Origin of the sequence: Salinispira pacifica (genome assembly GCF_000507245.1) — a bacterium.
GTDB classification, from domain to species: Bacteria; Spirochaetota; Spirochaetia; order DSM-27196; family Salinispiraceae; genus Salinispira; species Salinispira pacifica.
Window position 1 is genome coordinate 3280447 of record NC_023035.1, and the last position, 14836, is coordinate 3295282.

At 52.6% G+C, this 14836-nt stretch carries 12 protein-coding genes; 5 read left to right on the forward strand and 7 right to left on the reverse strand.

Going from position 1 to position 14836, the window contains the following annotated elements:
• The first annotated feature begins 116 nt into the window (after positions 1 to 116).
• Positions 117 to 527: a hypothetical protein gene (locus L21SP2_RS14375; RefSeq protein WP_024269303.1), complete on the forward strand. Its 411-nt coding sequence runs from the start codon at positions 117 to 119 to the stop codon at positions 525 to 527.
• On the opposite strand, the gene L21SP2_RS14380 is transcribed toward L21SP2_RS14375, so the two are convergent.
• Complete coding sequence (locus tag L21SP2_RS14380) at positions 505 to 1971, reverse strand: ATP-binding protein (protein WP_041401646.1); 1467 nt, start codon at positions 1969 to 1971, stop codon at positions 505 to 507. The two genes, L21SP2_RS14375 and L21SP2_RS14380, sit on opposite strands and share 23 nt — an antisense overlap.
• Before the next feature lie 86 nt (positions 1972 to 2057).
• Between L21SP2_RS14380 and L21SP2_RS14385 the strand changes: the two genes are divergently transcribed.
• Positions 2058 to 4151, forward strand: a complete 2094-nt coding sequence (locus L21SP2_RS14385) for an adenylate/guanylate cyclase domain-containing protein (RefSeq protein ID WP_024269305.1) — start codon at positions 2058 to 2060, stop codon at positions 4149 to 4151.
• Between the two features lie 118 nt (positions 4152 to 4269).
• Here L21SP2_RS14385 and L21SP2_RS14390 read toward each other — a convergent pair whose 3' ends face one another.
• Positions 4270 to 5520 (reverse strand): aminopeptidase, encoded by a 1251-nt coding sequence (locus tag L21SP2_RS14390; RefSeq protein ID WP_041403235.1) that lies wholly within the window; start codon positions 5518 to 5520, stop codon positions 4270 to 4272.
• 300 nt (positions 5521 to 5820) lie between these two features.
• Between L21SP2_RS14390 and L21SP2_RS14395 the strand changes: the two genes are divergently transcribed.
• Entirely contained in the window at positions 5821 to 6717 is an 897-nt protein-coding gene (locus L21SP2_RS14395; protein ID WP_081719649.1) for an Lcl C-terminal domain-containing protein, read from the forward strand.
• A gap of 115 nt (positions 6718 to 6832) precedes the next feature.
• A complete protein-coding gene (locus L21SP2_RS14400) occupies positions 6833 to 7630 on the forward strand; it encodes a TSUP family transporter (protein ID WP_024269309.1) in 798 nt (265 codons plus the stop codon).
• Between the two features lie 235 nt (positions 7631 to 7865).
• Here L21SP2_RS14400 and L21SP2_RS14410 read toward each other — a convergent pair whose 3' ends face one another.
• The 5 genes from L21SP2_RS14410 to L21SP2_RS14430 form a co-directional block, all read right to left on the reverse strand.
• A complete protein-coding gene (locus L21SP2_RS14410) occupies positions 7866 to 8573 on the reverse strand; it encodes an ABC transporter ATP-binding protein (protein ID WP_024269311.1) in 708 nt (235 codons plus the stop codon).
• The gene (locus L21SP2_RS14415) at positions 8566 to 9399 is read right to left on the reverse strand and encodes an ABC transporter ATP-binding protein (protein WP_024269312.1); all 834 of its coding nucleotides are present in this window, start codon (positions 9397 to 9399) and stop codon (positions 8566 to 8568) included. The genes L21SP2_RS14410 and L21SP2_RS14415 overlap by 8 nt, the downstream gene beginning before the upstream one ends.
• Positions 9392 to 10702, reverse strand: coding sequence for an ABC transporter permease subunit (locus tag L21SP2_RS14420; protein ID WP_024269313.1), 1311 nt, complete (start codon positions 10700 to 10702; stop codon positions 9392 to 9394). The genes L21SP2_RS14415 and L21SP2_RS14420 overlap by 8 nt, the downstream gene beginning before the upstream one ends.
• Positions 10703 to 10704: 2 nt before the next feature.
• Complete coding sequence (locus L21SP2_RS14425) at positions 10705 to 11613, reverse strand: branched-chain amino acid ABC transporter permease (protein WP_024269314.1); 909 nt, start codon at positions 11611 to 11613, stop codon at positions 10705 to 10707.
• A gap of 70 nt (positions 11614 to 11683) precedes the next feature.
• The gene (locus L21SP2_RS14430; RefSeq protein WP_024269315.1) at positions 11684 to 12799 is read right to left on the reverse strand and encodes a branched-chain amino acid ABC transporter substrate-binding protein; all 1116 of its coding nucleotides are present in this window, start codon (positions 12797 to 12799) and stop codon (positions 11684 to 11686) included.
• A gap of 163 nt (positions 12800 to 12962) precedes the next feature.
• Here L21SP2_RS14430 and L21SP2_RS14435 point away from each other — a divergent pair, with 163 nt between their 5' ends.
• Entirely contained in the window at positions 12963 to 14597 is a 1635-nt protein-coding gene (locus tag L21SP2_RS14435) for a transposase (RefSeq protein WP_024268226.1), read from the forward strand.
• Positions 14598 to 14836 lie beyond the last annotated feature (239 nt).

Sequence of the window (14836 nt, forward strand, 5' to 3'; positions counted from 1 at the left end):
TGGGCCCCGGGAATAATCGCCGACTCCGGGGGCTGTGAATGTTTTGCATTAATCTGTGCTTGTGATACCCTGCGGGGAATCGTACAATGCTTAATAGATATCCAACAGGAGGAATCATGTCCAGCAAAGACCGAAGATTCAGTCTCACCCTTCTTACCCTGGCCATTGCCATCTTTATGATAGTAAGCGGCGTTCTTGCACTGGCGAACTATGACTCGCCGGTAAATGAAGTGACCCGTGCCCTTAATTCAGTGTTCGGGGGAAGCAGTCAAACCATGCTGCTTATCATCGCCATAGCCGAACTCATTTTCGGTGTTCTGCTTCTGCTAGATTTATTCAGTGTGATAAAGGCCGGAACCATGAGCCTTCTCAAATTCGTAATTGTAATCGGATGGGCGGTGGTAATGGTGATAAATCACTTCCTGAACGGCTTTCCCCCGGGAGACCTTCTCGCATGGCTGAGACCCTTCAGCCTTGATCTGGTCATACTTGCTGCGCTCTGGGCTATCCGCGAATACGAGAGCTGAATCCCATACTCACAACAAACTCCTGCGACAGGGGCCGTGAAGGTTCCTGGGGCAGGAGGATTTCCACCCTTGCGCCCTGGGGTTTGACTGCGCTGATACGCATGGCACCCTTCATCGCCGATACCGCCTCTATTACGCTCACCAATCCCAGACCGCTGCCGTAGTCCTTGGTGGTTTTGCCGATTTCAAATTCCATGCAATCGATGCAGTTACTGCTTTCACAATCCCTGCACATGGAAAAGCCCGGACCGTTATCTTCTATTGCCAGCAGTACTGCGGCTTCGACGGGCCGGGCTTCAACCCGTACCTTCCCGAGACGCTCTTGGTTCTGGAGCATCTCTTCGATGCTCTCGGGGATATCCGCCCGTTCATCCTCGATTTCAAACAGCTGGCGGCGGTCCTGCTCATCCACGATGGCTTCACAGGAATTGCGGATCAGGTTTTCCAGAATCTGCACCAGGCGGTAACGGGATGCACGAACCTCCGGCTCTCCGTGAACCAGTTCATCAAAAATGATCCGGTTTTTCAAATCGGCGGTGAGACGGAACGGATACAGGGTGGCATTGATCAGCCGCTTCAGGGGGATATCTTCCATGTCCCGGTGATTGGAGGCGCTGACAACATATTTAATCGTCTCCACCCGGCTGTCAATCCGCCCGATATGTTCCTCCAGATCCTCAATATCCTCCAGAGTAACCGCCTTATTCTGCCGTATTTTCATTTTCAGAAGCTGGCCGCTGGCTCCCAGTGTTCCCAAATCGTTCTTGAAGTCATGGATCAATCCGCTGGTGTTCTTTCCAAACACCACAAAGGGACGGTTCACCTCATTAATCTTTTCCGCCTTGTCTTTAAGAAGTTCAAGCTCGATCTTCTGCTTTTTTACCAGTCTGTAGGAATCGTAGAGACTCTCCGCCAGACTCTCCAGAGAATGCCGGTAATAATACATGGCAATGGTATAGCCCAGAATGATGGTGGTGAAGAACACGAGGTCGTTCATCATCCTGGCACTCTCATAATAGAGAGAGGTACCGATAAAAAACAACAAATTCACCGCCCCGATTCCCAGGGCCATATATTTGCTGACCGTAAATGCCGCAAGGGAGGCGAACAGAAGACTTATAAATGTGGTAATGGCAATCTGGAGATCAACGTTGCCCCCGAGATTATTGTTCACAACGGCGGAAAGCTGAAAAAGAAAGATACTGAGAAAGAGAAGTGCCGCCATGGCGGTGTTGCGGTTAATCACCCCTGCAAATACCAGGATTAGAAGAAGCACCTGAATAATAATCACCACAAGATCGGCTATTCCCAGGGGAATCATCACATTCTGCATATCCCTGACGGTGTACTGCACCAACCCGATGAATATGAAAAGATTCGTCAGATAAAAAAGAATTTCACTCACTTGAAAGAAACTTGAGACGTTCACTTTGTCGTGCTGCATATCTTCCACCTGTTGATGATCCAATAGGAACATTATGGTATAATCTGCAGGTATTGCTCAACATCAATTGAAGGCAGGGACATTCCATGAAGCGGCCCCCACATCAGATAATTGCCATTACAGTGTTTTTCCTCCTGTATTCTAATACAAGTTTTCTTTTTTCGGCAGGAATTCTTGAAGATCCTGAACTCAACCGCGCGAAAACCGGAGATATCCGGGCGGAGGATGGGGTTCTTGACCTCCGGGACTATGATTTTTCCCGCAGCGGACTCATCTCCCTCAGGGGGGAGTGGGAATTTCATGAAAAGCATTTTCTTCAGCCGGGATCCCCCCGAAATCCGGACCGCTTTATCCGAAGCGGGGCCTCCTGGGAGAACGGGGAAGGCTTTGCTCCTCGGAATTTCGGAAGCTACCGTCTCACCATTCTCCTGCCCCGGCGCATCCCCGCCGAAAGCCTGCATCTGGAGCACCGGGAAGTGGGATCAGCTGCGAGAATTTACTGGAACGGAGAAAACCTGCTATCCATCGGACGTCCGGCATCCTCGGCAGAGTTCGCCCGGGGAGCCTGGAACAGCGGAGTCAGCTCCGCACTGGAACCCGCTGATCAGGTGGAACTGATTATTCATATGTCCAATTACGATACGGTGAACGGCGGACTCATAGACAATCTGATTATCGGCCCCCGTTCCCGCGTGTACGCTCATTATCATTCCACTCTGGCCATGAATTATTTTCTCCTGGGCATTCTGGGAATTATGGCGGTGTATCATCTGTTTCTCTTCTTCTACCGGCGGAGGGAGCCGGCCCCGCTCTGGTTCGCCGTCCTTTCCCTTTTTCTGGGGCTCAGAGCACTGGTGGTCGATACCTTTCCACTCACCCTGCTCTTGCCCGGGATCGGGATATCACCGGTAATGAGGCTGAACTTCCTCACATTCAGCATCTCTATAATGGCAGTCACCCTCTATGTCCATTTCACCTACCCAGGGAAACTTTCCAGAGTTCTGGCCTGGGCTTCAGCAGCGGGATCGCTTGCCTACAGCGCTTTGGTACTGATTGGCCCCACCTTCACATTCACCTCCTATCTCTTCCCGTTCCAGCTGTTTTCTCTGGTTATCGCTCTGGGATTAAGCGGAGTGGTGCTTACTGCGCTCATCAGAAGAAAACCATTCTCGGGGACCTTTGCCCTGGGCTTTCTGGTTCTTTTAGTTACAGCAGTGTTCGATATCATCAAAACCATTCTGCTGCTCCCTGTTCCCAGCCTTTCCAGCCTGGGCATGGTTCTGTTTATTCTCATCCTCTCGCTGAATCTCAGCAGAAGAACAACCCGCGCCCTACAAGACTCTGAAACCCTCTCAGCCCGGCTTCAGCAGATCAATAATGCCATGGAACGCTTTGTACCCCGGGAATTTCTCCGATTTTTGAAAAAGCAGGAGATTACCGATATCCATCTTGGCGATCACTCTGAAGAATTTTTAACGGTGCTTTTTGCAGATTTGAAAGGGTTCACCAACATTGCGGAAGAAAGCGGTCCGGAACATGTGTTCGATCTGATCAACACCTTTCTCGCCGGAATGGGGCCGGCCATCAGGAAAAACAAAGGCTTTGTGGACAAATATCTTGGAGACGGAATCATGGCCCTCTTTTCGGGGAACTCAAGCAACGCCATACAGGCTGCAATAGAAATGCATCAGGCTCTAGATCACTTGAACGCCAACCGCAAAGACCGTGGACTGCCCCCCCTGGAGATGGGAATCGGCATTCATACCGGCTCCTGCATGCTCGGAACCATCGGTGAGGACATGCGGATGGACGGCACGGTAATATCAGATGCGGTAAACCTCAGCTTCCGGCTCCAGAGTCTCACCAGAACCTTCTCCAACCGAATTCTCATCTCAGGGGAAGCCGTGGACCATGCCATGGGGAACGAAGGATTTTATCTGCGGAATATCGGCAGCTTTTCAGTAAAAGGCCGGGGGAACAGGGTTGATGTGGTTGAAGTAATTAATTCCGATCCTCCGGAAATCTGGAAACAGAAACGGAAGACCCGGAAAATGTTTGAGAAAGCAGTGTTCCTGAATCGGCAGGGAAAACAGAAGGAAGCGCTTGAACTGTTCAGAGGCTGCAGAACCGAAGCACCTGATGACGGAGCGGTCCGCTATTATCTTGAAACCCTCAGCTGATTGATGATCTCCCGGCAGATTTGTTTTTTCTCCGGGCTGAATCATTATCTCCCGGTTGAACCGCCGCGGCGGCCTGAACATGCAGCCGCAGTGGTTGGAACCGGAAATAAAATATCAATTATAAAACGAACTTGCCCTTCCGGATAATCGGCATCTCTGTACCATCGGCAGTGTAACCGGTCACGTCGGTTTCATCATCACTGATCATGAAGTCGGTGTGAAGAACGCTTACATTGCACCCTGCGTCTTTCAGCTCTTCGTTGCTTTGCAGGTCGTCAGCATTTGCAAGACAGGAGGGATATCCGGCGCCCAATGCGATGTGGCAGGATGCGTTTTCATCAAACAAAATGCTTCCGAAAATTATACCGCTGCGGTTAATGGGAGAATCAACATCCACAAGGGCAACCTCTCCCAGATAGGATGCGCCTTCATCCATGGAGAGAAATTTCCCAAGAATATCCTTACCGGAATCCGCACCGAAATCCACCACTTTGCCCTTCTCGAATTTGAACCATGCGCCTTCCACCAGATTTTCCATCACCTTCACCGGCTTCACCACGTGAACCACGCCCTCGGTCCGACGGTAATCCGGGGTGGTGAATACTTCCTCGGTTGGAAGGTTGGGCTCGTACCAGCGGCCGTCGGGAAGCTGACTGGGACCGCCCAGCCAGGTATGGGTGGGTGCAAGAGCCACAGTGAGATCGGTTTTTCCTGAAGTGAAGCGTACCCGGTCCAGCTTCATGCCGTTGAGCTTGAGTCCCCGCTCTCTGAGGGTTCGGCCCAGATCCTTCCAGGTGGCAACCGGATCTTCTTTGTCCAGCCGCAGGATTGAGATGAACACCTCTTCCAGCTTACGGTAGGCTTCATCTATTTCCTTCTGACTTGCGTCATCCCCCAGACCGTAAATCCGTTTTGCCCATTTGGGGCCCGGAGCGGCAAGCACCAGCCAGGGATGCTTGTGGCGCATCAGCTGTTCACTCAAGAATTTCATTGCCGTACGGCTGCTGCGGGTCATTTCACTCAGGGCGTCGGAATCCACACCCTTGAGCACATCCAGTTCTTCGGTGCTGTCAATTCTGATTCGGGCCCAGCTCTCATCCAGCTGCATCTTCCCGCCCTCTATGAGATCCCGGGGAATATAACTCAGGTTTTCCTTTGAGGTGTTCTCGGCCCGGCTTTTGGTGAGCTCATTGTCTGACACTACGATGCGCACATACTTCGCACCCATTTCATAGGCCGTTTTCCCGATGGCACGGGCATATTCATATGTTCCAACGCCTGTTCCAATCTGAAGACACTGATCTTTCTGAAAATCCAGCCCCACTTTCAGGGCCAGCTCTGCGTACTTTTGTAATGTTTCTGTATTCATAACAACAGAAAATACCCTGATTCCGCCCATCTGTCCAGTTTTGGTGAAAATGGTCCGGAGAAATACATATATATTAATTTACCTTGTTAATGATTTTTTTTGATATATAATATGTAACAGCAATTACAATATGCTTTTCGCCTCTGTGGGTTTTACCCGTAATCCTGTATCGGTCCGTAGCGCTCGTGCGGGTACACATACGGAAACCTTCAGGTTCGTGCACTCCTGCAGAAACTGACAGGATCCGCCCGGCATGGCAAGTCCAACACATGCAGGCACCCCCGGCTCTCCCCGGTGTGCATGTTCGTTATGTTGCCGGGGATTCTTGCTGCGCTCATGCTCATATCAGCATGCGTAATTGCAGATGGAGATCCTCCTGACGAACCCGGCAGTGAAGCGCTGATAGCTTCATTTATTCTTGCAAGTACAGACAATCCGGGGCTTTCTGCGGATGTGGAGGCGGAGATCCGCGAAACCGCCATCAGTGCAGAACTGCCCCAGGGCAGCGACCGTTCTTCGCTGGTGCCCAGCATTACCACATCCGAAGGTGCGAGCATCGATCCGGCATCCGGAGAAGCGGCGGATTTCAGCTCCACGGTTACCTACAGCGTTACCGCAGAAGACGGAGTCAGCAGCACCGACTACGAGGTAACGTTCAGCGTTGCCACGGGTTCCAATCCCGGAGGGGGCAGCAGCTATCCCGCCGTGGTTATGGGAACCGGCCAGAATTACAGCTATTTTTCCGGAGATGACGGGGATATGGAGAGGGGCGTGAACTGGCCTGAACCGCGGTTCACCGATAACGGTGACGGCACCATTACCGACGAACTGACCGGATTGATGTGGGAACAGGTTCCCTCAAACCAAGACGGCAACACCCTTGAAGGAGTTATCGGCCTGGCCGCTGCTTCCTGGACCGGAGGTCACAACGACTGGCGGGTTCCGAATATCCGGGAGTTCCGAAGCCTTTTCCACGCAGGAGAGGAATACCTGCATACCTGGCTTGAAACCCAGGGCTTCTCTGGCTTGACCAGCATCGGCAACGGACTTTACTTTACCAGCTCATACTGGCCGCAGGATGAAACTGTTATTTACCTTCAGCATAATGATAGCTCGTATATTCACTCGTTTCTCAGCCGTGACAGCATGGGTACCGGTGTGTACCACTGGCTTGTCCGGGGAACTCCGTGGAATTGAGAATATAGTTTATACGGGCGGGACGGGAGGGGGGAGCGCCTCCCTCCTTGAGCTTCCACGGCCATGGGTCTATACTTGGCGCTGATTTTCCATCCACGGAGTGTATACCAGCGCGATGATTGAAAGCGGACTCATAGAACAGGGACTTATTCACAATATGCCGGTGCTGGCAGGGCTCATTCTTGCAGCTGCCGGATTTCTGGCCGGCTTTATCGATTCCATGGCCGGGGGAGGCGGGATGATCACCATTCCGGTATTTCTTCTCACCGGATTCTCCCCCCACCAGGCCATCGCCACCAACAAGCTTCAGGCCAGTTTCGGCAGCCTCACCGCCACCCTGCGCTACCGTAACGGGGGGCTTGTTCGGATCCGGGAGATACTCCCGGGAATCGCCTTCACTCTCATGGGGGCGGCCTCCGGTGCGGCGGCGGTTCAGCTTCTGTCTGCGGATTTTCTTGATCTGATAATTCCGATAGCCCTCTCTGCGCTGTTCTTTTTTATGCTGCTCAGGAAGGATCTGGGGAAGGTGGAATCCAAGGAACGGCTGGGGCGGGGATTGTTTTATCTCATATTCGGTCTGATCATCGGTTTCTACGACGGTTTTTTCGGCCCCGGCACGGGCAGCTTCTGGACAATCGCATTCGTCACCCTGGCGGGCATGAACCTCAAGCGGGCCACCGGCCACACCAAGGTGGTGAACTTCACAAGCAACATTGTATCCCTGGGAGTGTTTCTCACCGGGGGAAACATTCTCATTGTTCCCGGAATTCTCATGGGTCTTGCCCAGATCGGCGGTGCATGGACGGGAAGCCACCTGGTAATGAAGCGGGACAGTTCTTTCGTCCGTATCATATTTCTCAGCGTCCTGGGGGTGAGTATTCTCTACCTGGGCTACCAGGCCTACATTCAGTAAAGCACCTGGCCGGCAGCGCCGGCAGTCCCGAAACGTTTGGACCGGCAGCACCAGGGCCGGGGAGCGCCCCGGGCGGACCAGCGGTGCCGGGCCCGGGCAATTGCGCCGGAGTGCGGCGCCACCATGACCGGCGGCCCGTGCAGGTTGTCCGCGCCGTAATTGCGGGCCGGCTGCAGCTGCATTTCCGGTTTGGCTGCGGGCGGCTGCAGTACCCGGCGGCTGCAGCTGCCGGCGGTCAGAGTCCCAGGTACGCCTTCTTCACATCTTCATCTGCGGCAAGGTTAGCTGCAGTATCGCTGAGGGTCACATTGCCCGTTTCCAGAACATAGCCCCGGTGGGCCACCTTCAGAGCCATGTGGGCGTTCTGCTCAACCAGAAAAATGCTCACTCCCCCTTCGGTGTTGATCCGGGTGATGATCTCGAAGATCTGCTGCACCAGGAGGGGTGCAAGCCCCAGCGAAGGCTCATCCAGGAGAAGAAGCTTGGGCCGGGCCATCAGCGCCCGGGATATGGCCAGCATCTGCTGCTCGCCCCCTGACAGGGTTCCCCCAGCCTGATTGCGCCGGTCCGCAAGCCTGGGAAACAGCTCGTATACATACTCCAGATCTTTGGCAATCTCCGCCTTGTCCCGGCGAAGGAAGGCCCCCATATCCAGGTTTTCCCGCACCGTCAGCTGGGGGAATATGCGCCGCCCCTCGGGAACCTGCACGAGTCCCCGGGTCACCACCTGGTCCGGATCCATTCCGGAGATTTCCTCCCCCTGAAACCGGATGCTGCCGCTGCGCACCGGTACAACACCGCTCACCGACATGAGGGTTGTGGATTTTCCGGCCCCGTTGGCTCCGATAAGGGTGATGATCTCACCCTCGTTGATCTCCAGCGAGACATCCTGCAGGGCGTGGATGTTGCCGTAATATGTGTTGATATTGTCGATTTTAAGCATCCACTTCCTCCCCGAGATAGGCCTTGATTACCGCAGGATTCTGTCTGATCTGCTCCGGTGTTCCGGTGGCGATAAGCTGGCCGTAGTCCATCACGTAAATCCTCTCCGAAAGAGACATTACCAGATTCATGTCATGCTCAATCAGGAGAATTGTCATCCCCTCTTCGGTCTGCAGACGCTTAATATCTTCGTTCAAGGCGGCGGTTTCACGGGGGTTCATGCCCGCCGCCGGTTCGTCCAGCAGCAGAAGGAACGGTTCGGTGGCAAGCGCCCGGGCAATTTCCAGCCTGCGCTGGTCGCCGTAGGACAGATTCTTCGCAAGATCATTCATATGGGTTTCCAGCCCCATCACCTTGAGATATTTCAGGGCTTCCAGTACCGACTGCTCTTCTTCTTTCAGGAAACTGGGAGTTTGAAGTATCGATGCCAGAATTCCCTGCTTCAGCCGCAGATGATGCCCGATCAGCACATTCTCCAGCACCGACATGTTCTGGAAAAGACGGATATTCTGAAAAGTCCGGGCAAGTCCGATATTGGTAATATGGTTGGGCTTCATGCCGTTCAGCCGAAGCCGCTGGCCGCCCCGCCCTTCCTTACTGTCTTCGGGAACGTTCACATAGACATGCCCGCCGCTGGGCTTATACACCCCGGTGACGCAGTTGAAAAACGTGGTCTTTCCCGCACCGTTGGGACCGATCAGTGCGACAATTTCCCCGGAATAAATTGATACATTCACCTGATCCACGGCCCTCAGACCGCCGAAATCCATGGTGAGCTCGTCCAGCTCCAGCAGGGGTTTGGTGCCGCTGATGCTCTGATCACTCATGTTCATCCTCCCCTGCGGTGATATCCACCGCCTCTTCGTCTATGTGGCTGGGAGCGGCTTTCAATGCCGCATCCGGATGCTCCAGGGTAAAGGTTTTCCGGATTTTGCTGATAATTCCGCTGGGCTTGAAGACCATCATCAGTACCAGCACCAGACCGAAAATCAGCATACGGTACTCGCTGAAGGCCCGGAAATACTCCGGGAGCAGCTTCAGTATGAGTGCGCCGACGATAACCCCGGGAATTGAACCCATTCCGCCCAGAACCACGATGCTGAGAATCATCACCGACTCCATGAGCCCGAAACTGTCGGGGGTGACCTTGGTGGTTTTCCCCGCCATAATCACCCCTGCGATGCCTGCGAAGAAGCTTCCCATTGCAAACGTGGTAAGCTTCGCCCGGGTAATATCAACACCCATGGCTTCGGCGGCAGTTTCATCCTCTTTCATGGCCTCCCAGGCCCGTCCCCAGCGGCTGTTTTCCACTCTCCGCATAACAATAACGGTAAGGACCACCGCCCCCAGCGCAATGAAATAGGTGAGGGTAATGGATCCCTGAATATTAAAATCGATTCCGAACAGACCGGGCCTGGGAATCCGGCTGATACCATCCGGTCCGCCGGAGAACTCGCCCATGTTATTCAGAACAATACGCACCATCTCCGCGAAGGCCAGGGTAACAATTGCCAGATAATCCCCTCTGAGCCGGAGCACGGGTATCCCTACCATAATACCGATCAGCGTAGATACTATTCCTCCAAGGGGCAGGGCCAGCCAGAACCCGATGCCGAAATACTTATACAGCAGCGCATATGTGTAGGCCCCTGCCAGGAAAAAAGCGGCATAGCCGAGATTCAGCAAGCCCCCCCATCCGATGATGATATTCAGTCCAAGGCCCAGTACGATATAGATCAGGGCGGTAGCCATTATGCTGATATTGTAGAGGGACACTATGAAGGGATATGCAACAAGAATAATCCCCAGAAGAGCGAAGCTGGCCATCCGCACCTGTCGGTCGGCGGTGTACGCTCCGATCTTCCGGCGGAAATTCGCCAGGGGTGTTTCGGTCCTGGGACCGCCCTGTTTGCGCTCAATGGCCCAGTACCAGATGTAGGAGAGGATAAATCCTCCCACGCCCACACCGGCCAGACGGCCCCAGCGCCAGAGAATTACGTCATTCACCGTATCATCCCGCATGATCATCAGCGGAAAAGTAATGACCATCAGCCAGATCATGGTGTAGAACGCCTGACGGACACGCCTGACCACCGCTTCACGGCTGTGCAAATTCTGTACATCTTTCATACTTACACCTTCTGCTTTTCACTTGCGCCGAGGATCCCCGATGGACGAAGGGTCAGCACAACAATAAGAATGATAAACGCGAAAACATCCTCATAGTCCGATGAGATATACCCGGTTCCAAAGCTCTCCGAAAGTCCCAGAATGAAACTCCCCAGCACTGCGCCGGGAACACTTCCGATACCCCCCAGCACCGCCGCAACGAAGGCCTTGATCCCCGCAAGAAAACCGATCTGATAATTGATCTGACCGGAATATGCGGCAATGAGCACCCCGCCCATGGCCGCCGTGGAGGATCCGAGAACGAACGTGAACGAGATCACCTTATTCACGCTGATCCCAAGAAGCTTGGCCATGGTCTGATCCTGGGAAGTAGCCCGCATGGCTTTGCCGATCCGGGTGAACTTAATGAGAACTGAAAGGCCGATCATCACCGCTGCGGTAACCACAAAGATCACCAGCTGCCGGGAGGAGATGATGCTGTCCATGGACTGGAGAAATGCGAAGTCCGGAATAATATTCGGAAACGGAAGAAATTTTTCGGTTTGAATAAGCAGAACGTAATTCTGCAGGAAAATGGACATTCCTATTGCACTGATCAGTGCAGAAAGCCGGGGTGCTCCCCGGAGAGGTTTATAGGCCACTTTTTCCATGGTGACCCCGTATCCCGAGGCGAAAAGGATGGCCAGGACCGAAGCAAGGAAGAATATGGCCCATCCGGGAACTCCCATGTAGTTAAAAAAGGAGGCAAATATGAGGGCCGTGAAGGCACCGATCATATAAATTTCGCCGTGGGCAAAGTTTATCAGCTTGATAATGCCGTACACCATGGTGTATCCCAGGGCGATGAGAGCGTAAATGCTGCCTTTGGTGAGACCGCTCATCAGCAGATTGAAAAAGAATTCGTTATTCATGACATATCCTCAAAACAAAACAGGCGGAACATCAGGTTCCGCCCGCTTTGCATTCAACGCCGTCCGGTAACTATTCCACGGCCACGTAGCGGCCGTTCTGAACCTGGAACATGGTGAATCCAACACCGATTGCATCGCCTTTCTCATCAAAAGAGATGCTGCCCAGAGTAGTATCAACATACTGGGAACGAAGAGCTTCGGTCACCGCTTCGTAGTCTGTGCTGTCAGCGGTCTGGATCGCTTCAAGAAGAGCCTGGGTTGCAGCGTAGGCATTGTAGAAGAATGCGCCGGGATCTTCACCGTAATCGGCCACATGGTCCTCTTTCGCCTTGATAGCCACAGGATCGTTGGTGGTATCGTTGGGACCCGATGCATACACGCCTTCGGCGTTTTCGCCGGCAATTTCAATGAAGGTTTCGTCTTTTACACCGTCATCAGAAATGAACACCTGATTCATGCCTTTTTCATTCATCTGAGTCACAAGTTTTGAAGCTTCAGGATGATATCCCCCGTAAATAATGGCTTCAGCTCCGGAGTTTTCAACCTTATTCAACACGGCGGAGTAATCCACTGCTCCGGCCTGAATACCTTCAAAAAGCACCACTTCCATGCTGCCGTCTTCTTCGATGAAGCTTCGTGCGAACTCCGCAAGCCCCTTGCCGTAGGACTGCTTATCGTGGAGCACGGCGATCTGAGTCACTCCCAGACTCTTGGCGAAATCAACTTCCAGGCGGGCCTGGGCGTCGTCGGGAGCGATGGTTCTGAAAAAATTGGGATATGAACCGCTCTGTGTCAGGGGAGGATTGGTTGCCGAAGGAGAGATCACCGGGATCTCCGACTCAAAGTAAATGCCCAGAGCCGCCTCGGTTGCGCCGGAACAGATATGCCCGATAACACCGGCCACATCTTCACCGATCATTTTGGTTGCAACGTCCGGAGCAATCTTCGGGTCGCAGACATCATCTTCAATCACCAGTTCAATCTGCTTGCCCAGAAGGCCGCCGTTTTCATTCCAGTCCTTCACCACAAGCTCAGCAGCCTTGATGGTGGGAATTCCGTAGGATGCCAGGTCTCCGGTATGAGGACCGGCAACTCCGATCTTAATAGTATCCGAACCTCCGCCGCAGGAGATCAGGGTACCAAGAACCAGTACCGCAGTCAGCAGTAGGGTAAGTCTCATTTTCATAACCACTCCTTTTATTCTGCACAGTCGGTCATGCTGCGCTTTTTCAAGCCGTATTGCCTGCCATTATAAAAAGGGGTGAAAAGTTTGTATGACTCCCCTGAAAAAAGGTAGGGAATTCCCAAAATTTTGTTGATAGGGTAAAATTCCGCATCGGGGGGAGCGGATGTTTCGAAAGAACGAAGGACATAAGCAGCAGAGAATGTTTACATCGGTGGACCAACTTCCTGAGACTGCAAGAAAACACCTTGAACAGTCCTGGGCACAGGTTTTCTACCATGAATATTTCTGCAGGATTAACGAGGAGGTCTTCTCCGTTCTCTACAGTGATAAGCATTCACGGCCCAACACGCCTATCAATATTCTGGTAGGCTTTGAAACCCTCAAATCCGGATTCGGCTTAAGTGACGAGCGACTCTATGATCATTTCATGTTTGATCTGAAGTTCCGCTACGCCCTGGGCTTGAAGGACTTTGACGAAGGAAACTTTGAGCTGCGTACTATCTACAACTTCCGCTCAGCGGTGAGTGCCTATGAAGAGGAACACAGGGTTAATCTGATTCACAAGGCAAGTGAACAGATAACCGACGAGCAATTGAAACAGTTTCAGATAAAAACCGGCCTACAGCGGATGGATTCAACCATGGTGCAGAGTAACATCCGCAAGATGAGCCGTCTGCAGCTGTTGGTAGAAATCATCCATCGCTTTTACCGTATGCTCAGTGAAGAAGAACAGAAAGCGTATGAGCAGCTGTTTGCCAGGTATGTGAAAGAAGACTCCCTGCACTATTGCTGCCGGGTGAAACGGGACGAGATGGACGGGCGACTTGAGCAGCTTGGAAAAGATCTATCGACTATGCTGGAATGTTTTGAAGACGTGCACGGAGATGAAAAAGCGTACCAGCAGGCCTTCAGGGTTTTTGGTGAACACTTTCGTTTTGAACAGGAATCTATCGTTGTGCGAGAAAGTAAAGAACTCGGTGGTAGCACCTTGCAGTCTCCTGATGATGAAGAGGCCACCTTCAGGACGAAAAGCAGAGAAAGCTCCCGGGGGTATGGTGCAAATATCACGGAAACTTGCGATGAAGATAATAATCTCCAACTCATCAGCAGGGTAAGTGTGGCGCCAAACATAACCGATGACCAGCAATTTCTGGCCGAAGATATTGAGAACCTGAAAGAGCGGGAGGGAATCGATGAAGTGTATACCGATGCGGGGTATACGGGAGAGGCGGCAGCCAAGGCAACAGCAACATATCAGGTAAGCCAGCACGTGAGTGCCATCAAGGGAAGGAAAAAAGAGAAGACGAGAGTGGGCCTGGAAGATTTCACCGTCACTCGAACCAGTGAAGGAAAGGTGACTGCTATCATCTGTCCAAATGGCCAGGGCGGGGAGCTGCGGGAAAGTAAAAAAGCAGCAGACCGCTATACCGCCGGGTTTTCTGCCGACGGCTGTCAGGCTTGCCCCTTTGTCAACCAGTGCCCGGCAAAGCGGCTGAAAAAGCGACCAAGTTATGTTCTTCATTTTACTGCGACCGATTTGCGGGTTGCCGCCACCAGGAAGCAGGTAGCAGAAACAGGAAAAGAGATTACCAATAAGCGGGCATCAATAGAGAGTACCGTTCGAAGTGTTATTCACCCCTTTGGTGGCCATCTCTGTAAACTACCAGTGCGGGGCAGGCATCGGGTTACCACCATGATGGTCTTGAGTGCCATGATGGTTAACATTCGCAGAATCAGGGGATACCTGTTTCCCGAAGATGGGTCAAAACCAATTCCGGATGGATATGCACTCTGTTAGAAGCGAAAAGGGGAAAGGGAAAGCCCTTCGGGGTGGGGGTACAGATAAATAGCCGGTAAAGAAAGTGGCGGGGGCCCTCCCATAGGGTTATCTCCCCCTATGGGGCTGGATTCCCCGACCAATTTTTCCGGGTTTTTTTGAATTTACCATCAAGCTTTTTTCAGGGGAGTCTTGTATACATTTACATGCAAAAAAATACAGTATCAGTCGATTTTTCTATAATTATTCAACATATTGAA

Excerpts from the sequence above, each read along its gene's own strand:
- L21SP2_RS14375 (WP_024269303.1), top strand. The coding sequence starts at position 117 with ATGTCCAGCAAAGACCGAAGATTCAGTCTCACCCTTCTTACCCTGGCC.
- L21SP2_RS14380 (WP_041401646.1), bottom strand. The coding sequence starts at position 1,971 with ATGCAGCACGACAAAGTGAACGTCTCAAGTTTCTTTCAAGTGAGTGAA.
- L21SP2_RS14385 (WP_024269305.1), top strand. The coding sequence starts at position 2,058 with ATGAAGCGGCCCCCACATCAGATAATTGCCATTACAGTGTTTTTCCTC.
- L21SP2_RS14390 (WP_041403235.1), bottom strand. The coding sequence starts at position 5,520 with ATGAATACAGAAACATTACAAAAGTACGCAGAGCTGGCCCTGAAAGTG.
- L21SP2_RS14395 (WP_081719649.1), top strand. The coding sequence starts at position 5,821 with ATGTTCGTTATGTTGCCGGGGATTCTTGCTGCGCTCATGCTCATATCA.
- L21SP2_RS14400 (WP_024269309.1), top strand. The coding sequence starts at position 6,833 with ATGATTGAAAGCGGACTCATAGAACAGGGACTTATTCACAATATGCCG.
- L21SP2_RS14410 (WP_024269311.1), bottom strand. The coding sequence starts at position 8,573 with ATGCTTAAAATCGACAATATCAACACATATTACGGCAACATCCACGCC.
- L21SP2_RS14415 (WP_024269312.1), bottom strand. The coding sequence starts at position 9,399 with ATGAGTGATCAGAGCATCAGCGGCACCAAACCCCTGCTGGAGCTGGAC.
- L21SP2_RS14420 (WP_024269313.1), bottom strand. The coding sequence starts at position 10,702 with ATGAAAGATGTACAGAATTTGCACAGCCGTGAAGCGGTGGTCAGGCGT.
- L21SP2_RS14425 (WP_024269314.1), bottom strand. The coding sequence starts at position 11,613 with ATGAATAACGAATTCTTTTTCAATCTGCTGATGAGCGGTCTCACCAAA.
- L21SP2_RS14430 (WP_024269315.1), bottom strand. The coding sequence starts at position 12,799 with ATGAAAATGAGACTTACCCTACTGCTGACTGCGGTACTGGTTCTTGGT.
- L21SP2_RS14435 (WP_024268226.1), top strand. The coding sequence starts at position 12,963 with ATGTTTCGAAAGAACGAAGGACATAAGCAGCAGAGAATGTTTACATCG.